The organism is Pedobacter sp. WC2501, assembly GCF_052682415.1.
In genome coordinates this window covers 4,971,718-4,990,946 of sequence record NZ_JBQZFI010000001.1, presented here as the reverse complement: position 1 = coordinate 4,990,946, position 19,229 = coordinate 4,971,718, and the positions used below count along the sequence as shown (strand labels likewise).

16 protein-coding genes are annotated in these 19,229 nt (G+C 43.7%); 9 read left to right on the top strand and 7 right to left on the bottom strand.

Annotated elements, in window-relative coordinates; all coding sequences use genetic code 11:
* The first annotated feature begins 93 nt into the window (after window positions 1-93).
* From ACUN24_RS21050 to ACUN24_RS21035, 4 genes are all read left to right on the top strand, one after another.
* Entirely contained in the window at window positions 94-2,421 is a 2,328-nt protein-coding gene (locus ACUN24_RS21050) for an alpha-galactosidase (RefSeq protein ID WP_445564304.1), read from the top strand.
* A complete protein-coding gene (locus ACUN24_RS21045) occupies window positions 2,418-3,308 on the top strand; it encodes a glycerophosphodiester phosphodiesterase family protein (RefSeq protein WP_445564303.1) in 891 nt (296 codons plus the stop codon). Before ACUN24_RS21050 ends, ACUN24_RS21045 begins: the two co-directional genes overlap by 4 nt.
* Before the next feature lie 17 nt (window positions 3,309-3,325).
* Window positions 3,326-5,791: a glycoside hydrolase family 95 protein gene (locus tag ACUN24_RS21040; RefSeq protein WP_445564302.1), complete on the top strand. Its 2,466-nt coding sequence runs from the start codon at window positions 3,326-3,328 to the stop codon at window positions 5,789-5,791.
* Between the two features lie 195 nt (window positions 5,792-5,986).
* On the top strand, window positions 5,987-6,955 hold the full coding sequence (locus ACUN24_RS21035; protein ID WP_445564301.1) for a FecR family protein: 969 nt from the start codon (window positions 5,987-5,989) through the stop codon (window positions 6,953-6,955).
* Between the two features lie 15 nt (window positions 6,956-6,970).
* Here ACUN24_RS21035 and ACUN24_RS21030 read toward each other — a convergent pair whose 3' ends face one another.
* On the bottom strand, window positions 6,971-7,864 hold the full coding sequence (locus ACUN24_RS21030) for an IS982 family transposase (protein ID WP_445564300.1): 894 nt from the start codon (window positions 7,862-7,864) through the stop codon (window positions 6,971-6,973).
* A gap of 208 nt (window positions 7,865-8,072) precedes the next feature.
* Between ACUN24_RS21030 and ACUN24_RS21025 the strand changes: the two genes are divergently transcribed.
* Window positions 8,073-8,402, top strand: coding sequence for a hypothetical protein (locus tag ACUN24_RS21025; RefSeq protein WP_445564299.1), 330 nt, complete (start codon window positions 8,073-8,075; stop codon window positions 8,400-8,402).
* A 106-nt stretch (window positions 8,403-8,508) separates the two neighbouring features.
* Window positions 8,509-8,688 (top strand): hypothetical protein, encoded by a 180-nt coding sequence (locus tag ACUN24_RS21020; protein ID WP_057935026.1) that lies wholly within the window; start codon window positions 8,509-8,511, stop codon window positions 8,686-8,688.
* Between the two features lie 200 nt (window positions 8,689-8,888).
* Here ACUN24_RS21020 and ACUN24_RS21015 read toward each other — a convergent pair whose 3' ends face one another.
* The 3 genes from ACUN24_RS21015 to ACUN24_RS21005 are packed head-to-tail and all read right to left on the bottom strand — an operon-like array spanning window position 8,889 to window position 14,371.
* Complete coding sequence (locus ACUN24_RS21015) at window positions 8,889-12,116, bottom strand: error-prone DNA polymerase (protein ID WP_445564298.1); 3,228 nt, start codon at window positions 12,114-12,116, stop codon at window positions 8,889-8,891.
* 18 nt (window positions 12,117-12,134) lie between these two features.
* On the bottom strand, window positions 12,135-13,580 hold the full coding sequence (locus ACUN24_RS21010) for a Y-family DNA polymerase (protein WP_445564297.1): 1,446 nt from the start codon (window positions 13,578-13,580) through the stop codon (window positions 12,135-12,137).
* A 53-nt stretch (window positions 13,581-13,633) separates the two neighbouring features.
* Window positions 13,634-14,371 carry an ImuA family protein gene (locus ACUN24_RS21005; RefSeq protein WP_445564296.1) on the bottom strand — a complete coding sequence of 246 codons (738 nt, stop codon included), beginning with the start codon at window positions 14,369-14,371 and terminating at the stop codon, window positions 13,634-13,636.
* A gap of 24 nt (window positions 14,372-14,395) precedes the next feature.
* Between ACUN24_RS21005 and ACUN24_RS21000 the strand changes: the two genes are divergently transcribed.
* Window positions 14,396-15,073: an alpha-ketoglutarate-dependent dioxygenase AlkB family protein gene (locus ACUN24_RS21000; RefSeq protein ID WP_445564295.1), complete on the top strand. Its 678-nt coding sequence runs from the start codon at window positions 14,396-14,398 to the stop codon at window positions 15,071-15,073.
* 293 nt (window positions 15,074-15,366) lie between these two features.
* Here ACUN24_RS21000 and ACUN24_RS20995 read toward each other — a convergent pair whose 3' ends face one another.
* Window positions 15,367-15,516 carry a hypothetical protein gene (locus ACUN24_RS20995; protein ID WP_445564294.1) on the bottom strand — a complete coding sequence of 50 codons (150 nt, stop codon included), beginning with the start codon at window positions 15,514-15,516 and terminating at the stop codon, window positions 15,367-15,369.
* Between the two features lie 105 nt (window positions 15,517-15,621).
* On the opposite strand from ACUN24_RS20995, the gene ACUN24_RS20990 reads away from it, so the two are divergent.
* Complete coding sequence (locus ACUN24_RS20990) at window positions 15,622-15,810, top strand: hypothetical protein (protein ID WP_445564293.1); 189 nt, start codon at window positions 15,622-15,624, stop codon at window positions 15,808-15,810.
* A complete protein-coding gene (locus tag ACUN24_RS20985; protein ID WP_445564292.1) occupies window positions 15,797-16,042 on the top strand; it encodes a hypothetical protein in 246 nt (81 codons plus the stop codon). The genes ACUN24_RS20990 and ACUN24_RS20985 overlap by 14 nt, the downstream gene beginning before the upstream one ends.
* A gap of 165 nt (window positions 16,043-16,207) precedes the next feature.
* On the opposite strand, the gene ACUN24_RS20980 is transcribed toward ACUN24_RS20985, so the two are convergent.
* Together ACUN24_RS20980 and ACUN24_RS20975 are read right to left on the bottom strand one after the other, a co-directional pair.
* Window positions 16,208-17,260, bottom strand: coding sequence for an IS110 family transposase (locus tag ACUN24_RS20980; protein WP_445564291.1), 1,053 nt, complete (start codon window positions 17,258-17,260; stop codon window positions 16,208-16,210).
* Window positions 17,261-17,842: 582 nt separating this feature from the next.
* On the bottom strand, window positions 17,843-18,247 hold the full coding sequence (locus ACUN24_RS20975) for a hypothetical protein (protein ID WP_445564290.1): 405 nt from the start codon (window positions 18,245-18,247) through the stop codon (window positions 17,843-17,845).
* Window positions 18,248-19,229 lie beyond the last annotated feature (982 nt).

Sequence of the window (19,229 nt, the reverse complement as noted above, 5' to 3'; positions counted from 1 at the left end):
TACCCATTTAACATACCTAATCCAATGGCGAAATTTAAAACCCAGATTCAGTTTAAAAGGATCGTCTGTGTATTGCTGATATATTTTTTAATAGTGACTACGACCAATTGTTTTGGGAAGCCATTGTTAAATGAGCCTGATTATCATTCTATCAGTAATGAAATACTTCGGGTTGAATTTAACGAAAAAACACACCGTGTTTCTTTTCTTTCTGGAAACAGAAAACCAATTATTTACAATGCATTTGAGTACGATCATTTATTGTTTAAAAATATAAGGCCTGTATACAATAAGGAGTTCGGTAAAGGTCACTCTATTATTTTAACCCGCGATAAAATTAGCTATACTGTAATCACTTTATATGATGGAATACCATTTTTTTTTATAAACGATGTAATCAAAAATGGCAGTAATCAAATTGAAACTGTTGAAAAGCATGACAGCGGATCTTTTCCGATAAGTCTGAATTTTCCGTCAAATCAATTGGTTACGATGGGTACCGGAGGACTGCGTAAACCCGACGACAATCCAGGGAGCTACCTGTTTCTTACGGTTGCTGAACCTAAGTCACTTAATGGGATTGTAGCGGGCTGTCTAACACATGATCGGGGCGACGGCGTGCTTTTTAGCAAAGTTCAAAATGGCCAGGTGGTTTTAAAAATGCAGGTAGATTATGGTAGGCTTCCAATTCCAGTTCATGCAAGTATTGCTACGGAAACTTTTGTTTTGGGGTATTTTACTGATGCGCGTAAGGGGCAAGAATTATTTGCCGATCTGTTAAGTCGACAGTATCATATCAAACTTAAAGATAAAAGTGCAACATACTGTACATGGTATGATGAATTCGCCGGAAAAGCAGGCACAGAATCCTCAATAAAAGAAATCAGTGAATTTGCAAGGAAAGAATTAAAACCATTTGGTTTCGGTGGTATACAAATAGACGATGGCTGGCAGGGTGGACCAGTAATTGATGGCCCCGCCCGTGGTTTTGAAGCGGTTAATCCGAATGGCCCTTATGCCAAAGGCTTAGGAGATGTCGGTAAATTGGTTAATAAAAATGGATTTCGTTTCGGTTTATGGTGGATGCCTTTTGGTAGGAATGATCAGGCGCCAGAATATACTGACAAACAAAATTGGTTTGCGAGAAAAAAGAATGGTGAACTATTCAGGGTGGCAAAATTTGGGGGCACCTGTCTTGATCTAACCCGGCCGGAAGTTAAGGAAAACATCAAACTCATCGTCAATAACATGAAAAGATGGGACGTTAATTATTTTAAGATGGACGGCCTTTGGACTGGTACGGCGACTGAAATCAACTACATCAACGACGGTTACAAAGATGACCACATGGAGAATATTTCTCCTTTTTACGATACTTCAAAAACACAGATCGAATCATTTCGTGATGGGCTGAAATTAATTAGAAATACTGCCGGGAAGGATGTATTCATATCAGGCTGTGCAATCAGTCAAAATATGCGAAGCTTAGGCGGAGCAATTGGATTAGTAGACGCCATGCGTGTCGGCCCAGATTACAACCATGATAAACAAGGGATCAAAACTGGTCCGATCAGGGCTTCGCGGCTTTATTTCTTAAATGGTAAGGTCTGGTGGAATGATCCTGATCCCGTAAAAGTACGGGCATCAAATGCTGTTGGATCAGCTGATGCTGCTTCCTCGGGCAAAGCCACATTGTCATCGGCACGCCTGGCAGCTTCCTTTGTTTCGCTGGCCAACGACTTCTTTTTATTAAGCGACTATCTGCCTCACTTACCCAAAGACCGGCTTGAAATTTTAAAACGCACGATGGACGGATACAATGCCGAGATCAGACCTATCGACTATTTTGAAAACAATATCCCTAACTTCTGGGAAGCTCACCAGGTCCAAGGTCATGTTCATCGTCACCTTATCGGCATGTTCAATTGGGAAAACGGTGATACAACGCTCAGTATATCATTAAAAAAAGGCGGTCTGGCCTCGGGACGCAGCTATTATGGGTTTGACTTTTGGTCAGATAAATTACTTCCGGTTTTTAAAGATGTGCTAACTATGCCGTTAGCTGCTCAATCATGTGCTATTGTCTCCCTCAGGCCTGTACAAACATTCCCACAAGTTATTTCGACTTCGAGACACATTTCACAGGGTATGACAGACCTTGCAAATGAAATCTGGTCAGCAAAATCCAAAACGTTATCTGGTAAATCAGAAGTTATTGGCAACGACTCTTATGAGATCCGTGTGGTGTGCCCTCAAAAAAATTACCATCCAAGGTCTGTGGCAGTCTCGCCAAAAGATGAGGGGCTAGGTGTAAAAACGAGTATCCATCAAGAAGGCGATCTCGTGCGAATTAAAATCACTTCACCAGTTACCCGGGTCATTTCCTGGAAGGCCAACTTTTTTAACACCACATCAAAATGATAAACAGAAATCAAAATACAAAGAGATTACGTTTCCTGGTCTGCGCTATTGCTTGTCTCCAATTATTTGCGTCAGCTACCAAAGCACAAAATAAGATCATCGTAACCGCTCACCGCGGCGATTGGCGAAACGAGCCTGAGAATTCGATGCCGGCTTTTCTTAGCGCTATAAAAATGGGTGTAGATATCGTGGAACTTGATTTAGGTAAAAGCAAAGATGGTGCACTGATAATCATGCATGATCAAACAATCGACCGTTCTACAACAGGTAAAGGCAAGCCATCAGATTATACGCTTAGAGAACTTAAAACCTTCCGTTTAAGGAATGGATGCGGAATACCAACGGACAATACGATTCCAACATTTAAAGAGGTTATGGCCGCTTTAAAAGGCAAAAAAGTAATGGTTAATCTTGACAAGAGCTTTGCTTATTACCGTGAAGCTTATCAAGTGCTGACAGAAACAGGTACACTCAGCCAGGCACTTTTTAAATCCGATGAGCCTTATGATATCCTTAAAAACCGATACCCAGAGCTTATTGCTAAGATCAAATATATGCCTGTTATCAATTTAGATAAGCCGGATGCCAGGCTGAACATCATTAACTATTTGAAAGCAATGAAACCATATGCGTTTGAGCTGATCTTCAGTCGCGATACCTCCGCAATACTTTACCATAATGAATTTATACGGAATACTGGGGCAAGAGTTTGGATAAACTCCTTGTGGGCCTCTTTGAACGGCGGCCACTATGACGATATGGCCGTAGAACAAAACAACAAGAAAGATAGCTGGGATTGGATCGTCGCACGTAATGCGACAATTATCCAAACTGATCGACCTCAGTTGCTATTAGAATATCTCCGCAGCAAAAAGCTTCATCAATAAAGCCAGGCTAATTAATCATGAAAACAAAGCCCTTTCCAAAAATATTAACATTAATAACATTCGTAGTTTGGAGTTACATTCCAGACGCTTTTTCACAATCCCTCTGGTATCAAAGTCCCGCTAGGGCATGGGAAGAAGCACTTCCACTTGGTAATGGTTACACTGGTGCAATGGTCTTTGGAGGGATTAAGCAGGAGCATATTCAATTAAATGATGCAACGTTGTGGAGCGGGCACCCGATGGATGGAAACAATCCCGAAGCGGCAAAGGTGTTGCCGGAATTGAGAAATACAATTTTTAAACGCGACTTTGCTGGTGCTGAGCAACTTTGGAAAAAAATGCAGGGGCCGTTCTCGGCAAATTATTTGCCTATGGCTGATTTGCTTTTAAATTTTAACATTGATGAGAGCAAAGTAAAAAACTATAAAAGAATACTTGACCTGAAGCGAGCTGAAACTGTGACAACATTTGACGTTAACAGCATCAAATATACCCGCAAAGCTTTCATTAGTTACCCAGATAAAGTTATGATTGTAACCATTTCTGCCGATAAAAAAAAACAAATCAGTTTCAGCGCGTGTCTTGAAAGTGTACTCCATTACGTCAGCAAATGTAATCATGATAATTTGATTTTAACAGGATCGGCTCCAGAAGCTACTACTGCAAAACTTGGTTACCCGGATGAGTTGCAATATGACGAACAAAAGGGAATGAAATTTGAAATCCAAGCCAATATTCGGCATACTGGGGGGACTTTGAGGACAGAAGAAAATCGACTGATCGTTGAAAAGGCGGATGAGGTTACCATATACATTACAGAGGCAACCTCTTTTAATGGATTTGATAAAAGGCCTTCCGGAGATAAAAACCCCGATCTGATCGTAAAATCTAAAGCCGCGGCTGCAATAAAAAAAGGCAAAGACAAAATCCTGGCTGATCATCTAAAGGATTATCAGCGCTTGTTTAATCGAGTTACTTTTAAGTTGACCTCACCTACCTATTCAAATCTACCTACAGACGTCCGGCTTAGACGTTTTGCTCATGATACGACCGACCTTGATTTTCAAACTTTGTATTTTCAATTTGGACGTTATCTAATGATCTCAAGCTCCCGGCCGGGTGGTCATGCTACCAATCTCCAGGCACTGTGGAATGACCAGGCAAAACCAGCTTGGAGAAGTAACTTTACCCTTAACATCAATACGGAAATGAACTACTGGCCTGCGGAAAACCTCAATCTTTCTGAGTGCCACCAACCCTTATTCGATTTTATCCATGAACTATCTGTAAACGGTTCTAAAACGGCCAGGACCAATTATGGGATTTCACCTGGTTGGGTCGCTCATCATAACTCTGACATTTGGGCAATGACTAACCCTGTTGGCGCTCAAGGGCAATTGCCGGGTGCTTTTTGCTGGCAAATGGGGGGTGCATGGTTGAGTACACACCTTTGGGAACATTACGCTTATACGCTTGATAAAAAATTCTTGCGCAAAACCGGATATCCTTTAATGAAGGGAGCTGCGCAGTTTTTACTGAAGTGGCTTATCCAGGATACCGATTCTAAATATCTTATTACAGCGCCATCAACGTCGCCGGAGAATGGCTTTTTTATTGATGGTAAAAAGCATTTTATTACACGGGCATCGACGATGGATATGTCAATCACGAGAGAATTGTTTACAGATGTATTGATGGCCTCAGAAGTACTTAATGTTGATCCCGATTTCAGGATCCAGCTATCTGATGCCTTAAATAAATTATATCCTTTACAAATAGGCAGATATGGTCAGATCCAGGAATGGTACGACGATGTTGATGATCCTAAGGATACCCATCGGCATATTTCTCAGCTATTCGGACTTTTTCCGGGTAACCAGATTCATTTAGATGACACGAAGGCGCTGGCAGCTGCTGCTGAAACAACACTGATTCACCGTACCGATTATAGCACGGGCTGGAGCATGGCGTGGAAAATCAATTGGTGGTCGCGTCTCCGAAATGGCGACCATGCTTACTTATTGTTGTGTAAAGCCTTCCGTTTCACGGACCCTTTTATGAAAACGAAAAACGGCATGGAAGCCGGTGGTACCTATCCAAATCTTTTCGATGCTTGCCCTCCTTTTCAAATTGATGCGAATTTTGGAGTAGTTGCCGGAATTGCCGAAATGCTGATGCAAAGCAATCGTGGATATATTGATCTCCTCCCGGCACTTCCAAGAGCATGGCAGGAAGGTAGTATTAGTGGATTAAAGGCAAGAGGAAATTTTGATGTTTCAATGAAGTGGACCTCCGGCAAGCTGACCTCGGTAACGATAAAGTCCTTAACTGGCGGTACCTGCAAAATTCATACGCAAAACCCAATGATGCTCTTAAGTGATAAAAGGACAATAAAGCATACCAGTAGTGAATTGGCCTTTCAAACCATTAAAGGTAAAACTTATACACTAATTCAACCGAAAACTCTTCCAGGTAATGATTAATAATTGGCGGGAAGAGCATCATGAACCGACTCTGCCTTTTTATTTCGTGCGGATTTCTACTTTTCCTGAAATCAGCCCGGAGCTTTATGAGAGGTATCAGTTACGTTTTCGAACGAAGTCCGATAAATATTAATAAAATTTCTACATTGGGTTGGGGGTAAAGGCAAATATTTGCAATGTATATAATATAACTTCATGAAAAACGACCAATTAAAAGAAATATTAGACCGATATCTGGCAGGCAAATGTTCGCCGGAGGAAGCTTTGCTTATCGAAAAATGGTATGACCAGCTTTCTGAGTCAGATAAGACGTTTTATGCTGGCGACAATGAAAAACTTATAGAATCGAAAAACAGAACATTTACATCATTAAATGAAAAACTTCTTATAGTTCAAGAAACTGTGAAAGCAAGATCTTTAAATCTTGGACAACTGTGGTTTCGTGGATTAGCGGCCGCCTGTTTGATTTTGATGATTTCATCGGGCGTATGGTTTTATATGAGCTTCCCCAAATCTCCAACGTATACAACTATTGTCGCCGGGATCGGACAAATAAAAGTGATCGAACTTCCGGACAGTACCAAAATTTGGCTTAATGCAGGAAGTACGCTTCGTTACGCAAATACTTACGGGGAGAAAGACCGTGATGTATTCCTAAACGGCGAGGGATACTTCGACGTTCAGCATAATACCAAACTCCCATTCAATGTTTATTCCGGCAAATTGAAAACCCATGTACTCGGTACCGCATTTTCTATTTCTTGCTATCCGAGTGCTTCAACAGCGACAATTACAGTAACTCGAGGTAAGGTACAGGTAGGCCAAGCCTCCAAACTATTGGGTTACCTCACTCCCGATCAGCAACTTGAATTAGATAAGTCAACGGATAGATCAAGAATAATTCAGGTCGATGCCAAAGGGGTAGCCAACTGGCGCGAAGGCAAATTAGCATTCGTAAACATGCCAATGCAGGATATCGTAGCCCACCTTGAAAAATGGTATGGGGTAAACTTTGAGTTTAAAGATAAACGTGTTCAAACCAGAAGGTTCACCGCTAGCTTCAGCGATCATACCACCCTGAAGAATTTACTTGAAGTTATCAGATCAATGAACCACGTTGAGTATAAGTTCGATGAAAAAGCTAAAACAGTTATTTACTATTAACCTGAGTTCGATTAATCAAAACGCGAAAATCTGTGATGATTGTTTGGTTTGATAATTAATAGCGGGTTTTTTAGGAAAGAATGAGTATGCGATTAGGCCAGCGATAATATTTGAGATAAAATTAGCGAATGACCTATGTCTTGAATGTTCTATCTGGCATATGTTTTTAGGCTCATCATTAACGGTTTCTATCACAGGCCTTTTACGGAGCATAATTTTGTCGTTCATGGTCATCAGGCTATTTTTCATATTGTTCCTGATACTGGTAACCAGGTGTATATCGCTGACGAACAGTATTTTGACTAGCTTTTCAGATATGTTCCCTTTGTCGGCGAAAAGCTTTCCGAACACAGCTTTTAAAAAGCTTTCGTTCTTCCGTGGTTCCCTATCGTCCACATTGGCCTGGGTGATGGCAAAATTTAATATCTCTCCCTTGTCATTGATTACGATGTATAGTTTAAACCCATAGAACCAGCCCATTGTGGATTTCCCGACCTCTGCTATCCCCTTAAATACCTTGTATCTTTTTATACGCTTATTGTTGCAGACCCGAATGGGGGTGGAATCCACAAATGAAATACCCGTACAGCGGCCTAAACAGCAGGTTTTAAGGAAAATAGTCATTGGCATGAGCACGCTCTGGCTGAGTTCAACAAAGCGGTTATAGGACACAGTATTTCGGAATTCGCTTTGCATATGCTTTTGGAGATAAAACAAATAGAAGTGTTTAAAGCACCTGAACCCGCTTAGATGGAAGAGCAGACAGATAGAGATTACTTCACTTTTAGACATGGTCGCAGGACGCTTGGAGGTCTTGCCCAAAAGAAAAGGACTGGTGGTTTGATCAAAATCTTTGCAGAACTCATCTACAAGACAAAAAATATCACTAATTTTAGAGTAGTCAATCATCTGTTTTTTGTGTTTAAATATTTGAATTTCAGACACTTGAATATAGATATGATTGCTTTGATTGACTAATTTTTTCTAAAAATTATTAATCGAACTCAGGTTATGAATAAAAATAAGAAACACAAATCTCCTGAAAATATTTTCCCTGATTTTCAGGAACTTATTTGTGGCATCTTGACAATGTGCCTTATCTGTCTATTTTTGCCAAATGACTGTAACCGTACTGGCGATTTTAGAGACAGGTTTTAAGCCCGAAAAAGCATTGGCCAAAGTAATGAACGACCGTTTGATCCGTGCGGCCAAGGAACTTCAGGAAGTGCATTTTAAGCCTTTGTCGGGCAGGGGATTTTCAGACGATGACCTGGTGGTGTATATCAGTTATAATCCGAAATACAAGATCCGCTACCGGATTGTAAATGATGTACCTGCGGATATTGAGTATTTTGTTGCTGAATGCTGCGGAAGGCTGGGCTTTATCCTCTGGAGGGCAAACACGATAGGGGTAAACAGTGATGCCGGGCATCTGGATTTTCAATAGTTCTTTTTGCTTTCTGCTTGAAATGTTTAGTTTTGGGGCTGGAATACGGTTTCCAAATACAAAATAATTAATAGCCTGGGCCATCTGGCCCTTTAAAAAAACAGTTATGGACAAATTCAAACAGGTACAGGAAGTGATCGCTTCAGTGGAGGCTGATGTGACGAAATTTTATGATGGTGGAAATGCAGCAGCGGGTACACGTGTACGTAAAGCGATGCAGGACCTTAAAAACCTTGCCCAGGAGATCAGGGCTGAGGTTACCGAGAAAAAGAACAGCGCAAAATAAACAGGAGACTGTTTTGGGATATAAGGCCACTGGTAGAGATCAGTGGCTTTTTGCGTATATAGATGTTTTAATGCTTTTGTTTTTTGGTAACGGCCGGGCGATCCGCTTCATACACCTTCAGGCATTAACCATGGGCCGGTATCTGCTGTTATCCCTGTTGCGGGATAATAAGTATTTCAATGATCCGATGTAATTTGAATTTATTTAAAATTCCTGCCTCCCGGAATGGCCGAGGCTGCTGGGGTACCTTTTTCTGGTACATCTTTGTTGCTGGAGTAGGGTGCGGTCCTTTCATCAGATCTGGAGAAAGCGACTGCGGGGAAACTTTTGTTTTCTTCCCTGTCCATTGATCGCAGGAGGCTGGTAAGATCAAAGCAGCGTTTGACGATCACATGGACCACTTCGCCTTCTATCTGCAGCTTTCCTTCAACCATAAGCAACCGGGACTGGATAATTTCTTTTCGGAATTTTTCGAACAGGTTTTCAAATACGACCAGGTTGGTAAATCCTGTTTCATCCTCAATGGTGATAAAACATACGCCTTTGGCTGTACCTGGCCGCTGTCGGACCAGGACGAGGCCTGCTACTTTGACGGTTTGCCCGTCTTTTGCTTTAGCAAGGTCCTGGGTCGGCAAAACGCGCAGGAGGCTTAACTGTTCACGCACAAAGCTGACCGGATGTGCTTTTAGGGATAGGGATGTGGAGGCATAGTCCTGGATCACGTGCTCGCCTTTGCTCATCAGGGGCAGGGTGGCCTGCATTTCCAGGCTGCTTTCTGAAGGCTGGTTTTCAAAGAGTGCAACCGGGCGGTCGGCCATGGCGGATACTTCCCAAAGGGCCTGCCTTCTGTCCATTCCTATGGAACGGAAAGCATCGGCATCGGCAAGCCGTTCTAGTGCAGACAGGCTGAGCCCGGCATCTATCAGTTCGTGGATATGGCTGTATGCTTTTTTCCTGCCATTGGTCAGGTATTCGATATCTTCAGCATTTATGCCCTTGATCTGCCTGAAACCTAGGCGGAGTGCATGATATTTTCCGGACTTTTCTTCCAGACGGTTGTCCCAGTTGGAAGAATTAATGTCAATGGGCCTGATTTCCACGCCATGTTTTTTGGCATCGATAACGATCTGGGCAGGCTGGTAAAAACCCATGGGCATGCTGTTGAGCAGCGCTGCGGCAAAGACATCGGGATAATAACATTTGAGCCAGCAGGAAACATAGACCAATAGGGCAAAACTGGCTGCATGGCTTTCTGGGAAACCGTAACTGCCAAATCCTTCGAGCTGCTTGAATACGCGTTTGGCAAAGTCCCCGGTATAACCTTTGCCGGTCATGCCGGTGATGAGTTTTTCTTCAAACTTGGTGACCATGCCTTTGGCTTTAAAGGTGGCCATGCTCCTGCGCAGCTCATCTGCCTCGGCTGGGGTAAAGCCTGCAGCAACAATGGCGATCTTCATGGCCTGTTCCTGAAAGAGGGGAACGCCTAATGTCCGGTGGAGGATATCTTTTAACTCTTCGGAAGGATATTCGACGTTTTCTTCTCCGTTACGACGTCTTAGGTAGGGATGGACCATATCACCCTGGATGGGGCCGGGACGGACAATGGCCACTTCGATCACCAGGTCATAAAAACATTTTGGCCTCAGGCGTGGCAGCATGGACATCTGGGCACGGCTTTCGATCTGGAAAACGCCTAGTGTATCGGCATGGCTGATCATTTCATAAACCTTTGGATCTTCATTTTCGTTGATCCTGGCCATGGTCAGGTCAAGGTTATAATGTGCTTTGGCCAGGTCAAATCCTTTGCGGATGCAGGTGAGCATACCAAGGGCAAGTACATCGATCTTGAGGAAACCCAATGTGTCGATATCATCTTTGTTCCATTCGATATTCGTCCGGTCTTCCATTCTGGCATTCAGGATGGGGCAGAGGTCGGTCAGTTTTCCCCTGGTGATCACAAAGCCTCCGGTATGCTGGCCGAGCTGTCTTGGAAAGCCCATCATCTGGGCGGTAAGATTAAGCACTTTTCGAAGCAATGGGTCATTGGGGTTGAGGCCCTGTTCGGTGAGTTTTCCGCCCTCGAACCATTCATCGGTAAATTCCCAGATGGAGGAAGAGAGCCGGTTGATGGTATCTACCGATAAGCCCATCGCTTTACCTACATCCCGGATGGCGCCTTTCTGCCGCTGCTGGGTGACAGTAGCTACAATGGCTGCGCGGTCCCTTCCGTATTTAGTATAGATGTACTGGATTACTTCTTCCCTGCGTTCATGTTCAAAGTCTACGTCGATATCGGGCGGCTCATTACGGGCAGAAGAGATAAAGCGCTCAAAGAGCAGGTCAAATTTAGTGGGGTCAACTGAGGTGATACCCAAACAATAGCAGATGGTGGAATTGGCAGCAGAGCCGCGTCCCTGGCAAAGGATATGCTGGCTTCTTGCAAAACGCACGATATCATAAACGGTGAGAAAATAGGAAGCATAATTCATTTCCTCCACAAATTTCATTTCATGGCTGATGTTATCGGTTACTTTTTTGGGTAGCTGCTCTCCGAAGATTTCGTGGGCACCTTTCATGGTCAGGTATTCCAGTTCCTGTTGTGGCGTCCTGCCTTCCGAAGTGATTTCTTCTGGGTAGATGTATTTTAAGCTGTCGAGACTGAAGGTACAGGTTTGGGAGATTTTTACGGCATTTTCAAGGGCCTGGGGATATTGGCGGAAAAGCCTTTTCATTTCTTCTTCGGGCTTTAGGTGCCGCTCGGCGTTCTGGAAAAGCAGGTAGCCAGCATTTTGGATGGTACATTTTTCCCTTACGCAGGTCAGCACATCCTGCAGTTCACGCCTTTCGGGGCTGTGGTAATAGACATCATTGGTTGCGACCAGCGGGATACCGGTTTTTTGGGAGAGTTCTGAAAGGCGGAACATCCTTTTCTGGTCTTCTCCCTGATAACTCCTGTTTATGGCCAGGTACAGGTTTTCCCCGAGCCCATCTTTATAGCTTTGAAGGTCCGCATAAAAGTTCGTTTGGAAATCAAATCCTTCGGATAGGCTATCTGGCGGGATGGCAATAAAAATAATGCCTTTGCCATATTCGAATACATCTTTTTTATAAAGTTCGCAACTTCCTTTTTCGGTGCGCAGGTTGCCAAGGCTGAGTAGGGCTGAAAGCTTTCCATAACTTTCAGTGTCCGTGGGATAGGCAAGCAGGGATGCACCGTCCATGAGGTTTAACCTGCAGGCAGGTATGGTCTGGAGATCAAGTTTTCTGGCAGCGGCGTGTGCACGCACGATCCCGGCGAGGGTATTGTGATCGGTGATGGCAATTTTTTTATAGCCCATACGGGCAGCCTCTTCCACCAGCTCTTCGGGGTGGGAGGCGCCGCGCAAGAAACTGAAGTTACTGGTGACCTGGAGTTCGGTATATTCCATCGCTTTTCTTTTTAAGGTTTAGGCAAAAAAGCCATGGATAAACCAGGCTGAGTTTTCTGCGGCATAGTGGCCTGAGCGGAAGAGCCAGTAACGGTTCCCTTTTTCGTCTTCCACGGTATAATAATCACGGTGTTCCCCTTCTTCCAGCCACCAGGCACGTTCAAGTCTTTCCGGCCCGTCTGCTTTTTTGATGCTGTGGCGCTGTCCCTGGTAGATAAAGAGCATGGGCGGATAATCGGGGATAGGTGCGGTAACTTCGATCCGTTCCGGTCTTGGAAGCAGTTGTATGGGGCGGTTCAGGGGATTATGGAAACTTATCCTGCTGTCCTCGCTGAGATCTTTAGCCTGTTTAACTGCCCTTTCCGGCCAGTAGTCTGCCTTGGGCAGGTAGCGGCGGATAGCGTTTTTACCAATTTTTCCAGCCACGCGGTCCAGTAATTCTGCCAGTGGCTGGCTGTCAAGGCCGGCCTGGCCCGCCCAGATTTTTTCCTGTGGACGTTCCATTTTTTCGGTCTTTTCAGCAGTTAGTGTGAAAAGCTCTATGCCCATGCCGGGTGCAATTCCTGAAATGTTGAGGGCAAAGAGTTTCATCAGGTGTTTTGGATCATCGCTCGGGCGGTTAGTGCCGATAGCAGTTGATATTGTTTTTCCATCTATCCGGTAACCTTTCAGTTGTGCTTTTCTAAGGCCTGAGCCTTCTGTTTTGAGCCTTAAACAAAGTTTATCGAGCAGTCTTTCGATGGCGATTTCGATGGCTTTGGCTGTGCGGATAGGCTCCAGGCAGGCCAGCCTTTCTTCAAATTCCTGAATGGTGGTAATTGGAGTGAAGGCTTCGGGTTCCTCACCTATGGCCTGCGCTATTTTGATGAGCAGGTTTTCCCCAAACCTTCTTCTTAAGGTGCTGCGGGGCATCTGGATAAAGCGCTCAATCCTGTTTAAACCCAGTTTGTGCAGTTTTTCGGTGGTTTCACTGGGGATCCGCAGGGCTGCTGGTGGAAGGGGAAGTAAAGCAAAATGCTGCCCATGTGGTGCTACGATCTCAGCTCCCTGTCCATACCGGGAGAGTGCCCAGGCTGCACCAATGGTGTCTGCGATTGCAGCTTTTACGCAATAACCTGATGACTGGAGCCTGCTGGTGATGTGCTTAAGGTAGGCTTCTTCTCCACCCCATAAGTGGCAGCAGCCTGTGATGTCAAGCAGGATGCCGTCCGGATCGGTAGAAGAGAGCGGGGTATAACGGATGGCCCATCTGGCAAGGCCTTCAAGTAGTTTTTCTTTTCTTCCCGGTTTTTCATCAAAGACTTCGAGCTGGTGGACAATCGCCCGCGAATCGGCAAGGGGCATTCCGTTATGGATGCCATGGGCGTTAGCCAGTTGATTGGTAGCGATGGCCATCATACGCCCATGGCTGGCACCTGCGCATACCATTGCCCGTTCTTTCCATTCCGGGCGGCGGATAGCCATCCAGTCCGTTAGCAGAAACGGAAACCATATTCTCATGTATCGCTTTGCCATCTTTATCCTGCCTGCAGTTCATGGATAGGTAAAATCCTGGTGTTTTCTTTTTTCAAGTGTTCGAACGCGCTGCCGGACCAGCTTACCTCAAAGGTGCCGCCCTCGCCGTTACGTACTTTTAGCAGTTCTGCTTTCCAGCTGGGTTGGCCGACACCGGGCATGCCTTCGGGCAGTATGCTTGGCAATGGACTGATCTTCCATCGGGCTAAACAGGTGGTGTTGGCGCGTATCTTTGGGTTTTCCCTTAAGAATAGGGCAGTGACTTTGCTTTTTTCGATGACCAGCTGGAACCTTCTGGAGGTGGCAAAATCCAAGTCCGGGATTTCGGAGACCACGGCAGCGAGCCCTTCGCATTTAAGGGCTTCTTCGGTTACCCATAAGAGTTCTTTTTCGTTTTGCAGGTCGATGAAGATGATGGATGAGGCTGGGAGTGAAAATCTTTTGGCTGCCGGCGGGAAGAATTTTCTGGAGGCACTGATCCAGATGCAGGGGCTGCCGTCCTTCATCAGTGCGGACAGTATGCCGCTGATAAAACCACTGCTGGCAGCGGTCTCTTCGCTGCTTTCCGATATGAATTCATGGATGCCCTGCAGGGGAAAGCTATGGCCTGGAAAAGCAGGTGCAAAAAGCTCAAGACAGGGGATATGCTGTTGGCTTTTGGATATGGTCTTATAACCCTGCATCGAAAGGATCTGCTCCCTTAAGCCCTCTATGACCTGTTTTTTTGCTGCCTGTTCCATGATCAACCTCCTTTTTGTTTTTACATGGACAAATATAATGCTAAAAATATTAGTATTTTAAAATTATTTTGCACATTTGTGTTGGATATGGAACAGCTGAGTTTTTTTAGGGAATCAGGCCAGACACCAGGGCTGCCAAGAGAAGTGCTGGAGTATATGCCGGGATTTATTGGTGTTGAAGAGGCAGATGTCCTGCTTTCATCTTTTATTTCAACTACTCCCTGGATGCAGAAGATAGTAAAGAGGTATGATAAAGAGGTGATTACCCCCAGGCTTTCTGCATGGTATGGAGATCGTGGGGGGACAGATTATAATGCCCTTGGGAAATCCACACCTTTGCCATGGACAGCCGGACTTTTAAAACTGAAAGCTTCGGTCGAAGCAACAGCAGGGACCAGCTTTAATAGTGTACTGCTTAACTATTACCGGGATGGACAGGATTCGGTTGCCTGGCACAGTGACAACGAAACAGTGATGGGTTCACATCCCGTTATCGCATCCGTGTCTTTTGGACAGGTAAGGGGCTTTGATATCCGCCGGAAAACTGATCATACAGAAAAATATACCGTCAGGCTTGAGCATGGTTCGCTGCTCCTAATGAAAGGAGACCTGCAGACCAAGTGGGACCATAGGATTGCAAAATCAACCAGACCAATGGGGCCAAGGGTCAATCTGACTTTTAGGAAAATCATTGGGACTTAAAATTCCGATATCATTTTCTAACGTACATTCACCTTCAATTCTCATGGTTACCAGCTAAAGGTGGGAAAGAACTACTTTCAGCGAAATCCTCAGACCAAGTGCTGGGATTTGCGCTGGATTGGGGAGATTTGTTTGATTAGTTGTATCTTTTTTAAATTTAAATAAAATCAAATACTACCACATAGCACAGGTACATAATTTAAAAATGACATTTTCTGATGTAAGCGAGGCAAACTTTAGACCTTAAATCAATTTCTTTAGATAGTAGCTGGATTAGACAGCTCCCATTTAGCCTATAGTGTTGGAAATGTGCCCTTGTTTTGTTTGCGCTTTAAGAAATGAATATAGATGGTATATTTTGATCCAAAATCATGTAGTATATTGGTATTGATGCTTTGTCCGGTAATTCCCAAAGTGGGTATATCACTCCGCTTCTTGATCATCTCGCACATTATAGTAGCCACCCCGCAGATCACTAATAGCAAAATATAAAATCAGTGCTGCACCGAACCTTTCGCGGAATAAATTGTTGAACCATAAAAAGTAATATGGAAACCACAGGAGACCGCCAGCAGCCGAAAAAAGAAAAGGGAGAGCAAAAGGTTCTCCTGGATCCCGCCATCACCGCAGAGACCGATGAACTGGATCCAAGATTCCAGCAGGATCAGACAATTAATGACAAGCCTGCAGAAGTAGTCGATAATATACCAATCAAAGTAGAACATGGAACAGTTTAGAATAGAAGTGGCAATAGAGAACCAGGGCAGGTTTTATGACATCCGCCCTTTGGGAAATGCCCGGTATGAAATATCAGAAAACGGCGAGGTAATCGGCACTATTCAATTGGATGAGAGAGATCATGCCCGCTGCGAAAGCCAGGGCTGCGAACTGGACCTTCCGGTATTGCATGCAGTCCGCGAAGGTATACAGGCTTATGAAGGCTGGGATGAGGCTATAGGGCACGCCTAGCAAAGTTTGACTGCTTAAATAATTCCTTGGTGATGGGTTTTTGCATTTTCACCAGGATGATCCAGTGTATAGTGTTCTAGGGCTAAGGGATAGGGAATTCCATTTTCCCTTCTTACCAGGCAGTTCTTTGAATCATTACCAAACGGGTTGATTGATCTTGACTGGTTAAATTGGCGGGGTAAGATCGTTCGCAGGTTTGTATTCATGTATTTTTTCGTATAATCTATTGTTTTTTATACAAGAGTATACCCTTGCAGCGATTTTTAATCGGATAGCATTGAGTACTGACATCTTGTGTTTTCCCTCTATATCCATTTTACGGTGATAGTAAGCCTTGATATCCGGGATAAACTTTTTGGCCAGAACGGCAGAGTTATGTAGTAGGGCTTTCATTTTTTTATTGGCAATCTTTGATATCCGGGTTTTCTTACGGACGGTGGTTCCCGATTTATAAGGGAAGGGTGCTATTCCAGCGTATGATGCGAACTGTTTGATGGTACTGATGTTTTTGAATTCATTGGTGCAGATGAGGATCTCCAGTGCAACCACGGGACCGACACAGGGCACTGACTGCATCAAGGTCATCAGGCGGTTTGTTTCTTCATCCGCTTTCCATGTCGCCTCGATTGAATCTTCAACATCCTTTATATCCAGTCTAAGCGCATCGATACTCCTGGAGCAAAGCCTGTTGTTCTGTTCGATCAGGCCTTTCTTTACAAAGCCGGTGTTCTCTTTTAAGGGGACACGCATAGCGATATGAAGGGATTGTAACCGCTTTCTCAAAGTGGATAAACCTGCCAGCTGTTCGATGATTGGCCGCCTTGGTACTCTTAATCTTAATACATCCCTGGATTTATAAAGGTAAAGGGCGATTCTTTCAGCATCTTTTTTATCAGTTTTGCCCCTGATTAAACCCGAAGAATTTTTAATGCGAAGAGGAGGGTCGACAACAGTATCGATTTTAAGCGTCTTCAGTTTGTTGACCACGTGATTGCCATATATTCCTGTGTTTTCCATTCCGACAACGGTATTTCTGGTGGTAAACTTCAAAGAAGCTTTCAGGTGCAGCATATGGTCCTTGATCGCTTTTGGTTCATTGGGGATGGTATTGTGGACCAAAATAGATCCCTGGGCCATGACGGCGATATCCAGGGTTTCTTTTGATATGTCGATCCCGATGAAATAGACATACCTTTTTGTCTTATTCAATGTATCCATAGTTGACAGTTTTATTTCCCATCTTGGACGGTCAGGCGTTTTCTACAATATAGGTCTTACCTTTAGCAATAGCTTTGACTCACCTGACCGTTCTTTTAATTGGTGCTGACCATTAACTTATCGGGCCTTTTGCTCACGCTTTGGTCTTTCCTAGATTAGCATTTAAGTCTTCTCCCGATGATCATGATCATTCAATTAAATTTTGATGGGACATTATTTCAAATCCGGTTTATTCGATATAGGGAGTTTTCCGGTCGATTTTAAACAAATTTAGTCATCAAAGGTGATTTAATCAATTTAGTTTTTTTAAATATCACCAGTTCAGGCCACGGGGCGCTAGGGGAATCTGGTGTTGTGTTCTGATAGGGGACGGTCAGGGCTGTAAGATGATTCTGGTTGGATGAGGTGGTGGGCTGGGATTTGGTAGAGGGATAGCTTAGCAGGGTATGCGTTTGTTTGTTTGTTTGTTTGTTTGTTTCAACAAATGGAAGTGTTGTTTTGGTTGTGGTTTTTCCAGGGCCAGGGTTTTTGTAGGTTCACAGGTAAACGCGTCAGAGGGGAACTACGAAATTGATATGGAATTTATTCAGTGGAGGGGATATCACTACTTAACAAAACCGGATAAAAAGACAGGGAAGAATGGGACTTTAGGTATTCAAGTTTGTATAAGAAATCATCAGATAACGCGCTGTTGAATAGTTTGGATAAAAAAGTCTCCACCATATCCACATCCGCAATAGCCATAGCATCAAAAAGTAGCATCCTCTGGAATTCTGTATTGGTATGTAAGATGCAGATATATTTTCCAACAATGTTTATACTTACGACATCATCGGTGTATATAGATTTTCTTATTTCTATATCCTGGGCATATTCTTCTCCAAAATGATTGATATTTTTGGATATCTTATCCGGATCTTGAGTATAGCTCAGAAAGCTGTAATTGTTGTCGGCATCTATGTATAATACGATTGGGTCCTGGTTCATAAAGGTTAGTTTCTTAAACTTAAGAACCCTTGGAATAAAAACAAGTGGTTTTTATATTTTGGAGGCTATCGCACATTTTGACCTGGCAATTAGCTAGATGATGGTTTGTTTGTTTGTTTGTTTGTTTGTTTGTTTGTTTGTTTGTTTGTTTGTTTTGGTAAAATGGGCTGTTGGTTGGTTGGTATTAAGAAGGGGGATTGGATTGTTTTTGGCTGTCCCCTGCGAGCCGGGCCATCTGCTGTATCTTTTGTTCTGGAACGATGCCGCGTCTGTCCCTGAAAGGACAGTTTGTATGCAAGATAGGGATGTTAATTAATAATTTCTTTTGGTCTAAGCTTCCTCTATTTCGGAACTATTTCCTACTTTCGCGCTGCAGAGCTATTTGGCATGCACTTTTTATCTAAACTAGCGCTATCAGGATTGATGCGCTTTTTTTTGTATACTGGTACATTTGTTGACAAGGGTATTAAGATAGGCAGGGATGGGTTGTTCGCCTTTCTGCGTTTGGAGCATTTGCTGATTAAGCCGAGACGTTCCTATCAAAAGACAACAAACTCAAAACATTGGCTGCATAAATATCCTAACTGATACAAAAACCGGAAAGCTGCCCGTACAGATGAGTTCTGGGTTAGTGATATAACCTACATCGATACGGTAGAATAAACGGGCTACTTAAGTTTGGTTACAGATGCATTCTTCACAAAGATAATTGGCTATCACCTGCATGGAAGCCTCCATACGGATGGAGTGTCGATAGCATTGAAGATGGCAATAAAAGGACGTACAACTATTCATGACTCAATCTATTTTAGGACTAGTCAAAAATCACCATCCTGCATTTCTGCACCATACCAGTCTTGGTTTAGGTCGATTGGCGTGAAGATCAGCCGGAATAATTTTGGGATTTTCTTTTGATGAAGAAGTTTTGGTTATGTTAATATGCTGTAAACTAGGTGTTATATGATTAATCTTTTCTGAAAGG

Coding starts and splice junctions, on each gene's coding strand:
- ACUN24_RS21045 (WP_445564303.1), top strand. CDS start 2,418: ATGATAAACAGAAATCAAAATACAAAGAGATTACGTTTCCTGGTCTGC.
- ACUN24_RS21040 (WP_445564302.1), top strand. CDS start 3,326: ATGAAAACAAAGCCCTTTCCAAAAATATTAACATTAATAACATTCGTA.
- ACUN24_RS21035 (WP_445564301.1), top strand. CDS start 5,987: ATGAAAAACGACCAATTAAAAGAAATATTAGACCGATATCTGGCAGGC.
- ACUN24_RS21030 (WP_445564300.1), bottom strand. CDS start 7,864: ATGATTGACTACTCTAAAATTAGTGATATTTTTTGTCTTGTAGATGAG.
- ACUN24_RS21025 (WP_445564299.1), top strand. CDS start 8,073: ATGACTGTAACCGTACTGGCGATTTTAGAGACAGGTTTTAAGCCCGAA.
- ACUN24_RS21020 (WP_057935026.1), top strand. CDS start 8,509: ATGGACAAATTCAAACAGGTACAGGAAGTGATCGCTTCAGTGGAGGCT.
- ACUN24_RS21015 (WP_445564298.1), bottom strand. CDS start 12,116: ATGGAATATACCGAACTCCAGGTCACCAGTAACTTCAGTTTCTTGCGC.
- ACUN24_RS21010 (WP_445564297.1), bottom strand. CDS start 13,580: ATGGCTATCCGCCGCCCGGAATGGAAAGAACGGGCAATGGTATGCGCA.
- ACUN24_RS21005 (WP_445564296.1), bottom strand. CDS start 14,371: ATGGAACAGGCAGCAAAAAAACAGGTCATAGAGGGCTTAAGGGAGCAG.
- ACUN24_RS21000 (WP_445564295.1), top strand. CDS start 14,396: ATGGACAAATATAATGCTAAAAATATTAGTATTTTAAAATTATTTTGC.
- ACUN24_RS20995 (WP_445564294.1), bottom strand. CDS start 15,516: ATGATCAAGAAGCGGAGTGATATACCCACTTTGGGAATTACCGGACAA.
- ACUN24_RS20990 (WP_445564293.1), top strand. CDS start 15,622: ATGGAAACCACAGGAGACCGCCAGCAGCCGAAAAAAGAAAAGGGAGAG.
- ACUN24_RS20985 (WP_445564292.1), top strand. CDS start 15,797: ATGGAACAGTTTAGAATAGAAGTGGCAATAGAGAACCAGGGCAGGTTT.
- ACUN24_RS20980 (WP_445564291.1), bottom strand. CDS start 17,260: ATGGATACATTGAATAAGACAAAAAGGTATGTCTATTTCATCGGGATC.
- ACUN24_RS20975 (WP_445564290.1), bottom strand. CDS start 18,247: ATGAACCAGGACCCAATCGTATTATACATAGATGCCGACAACAATTAC.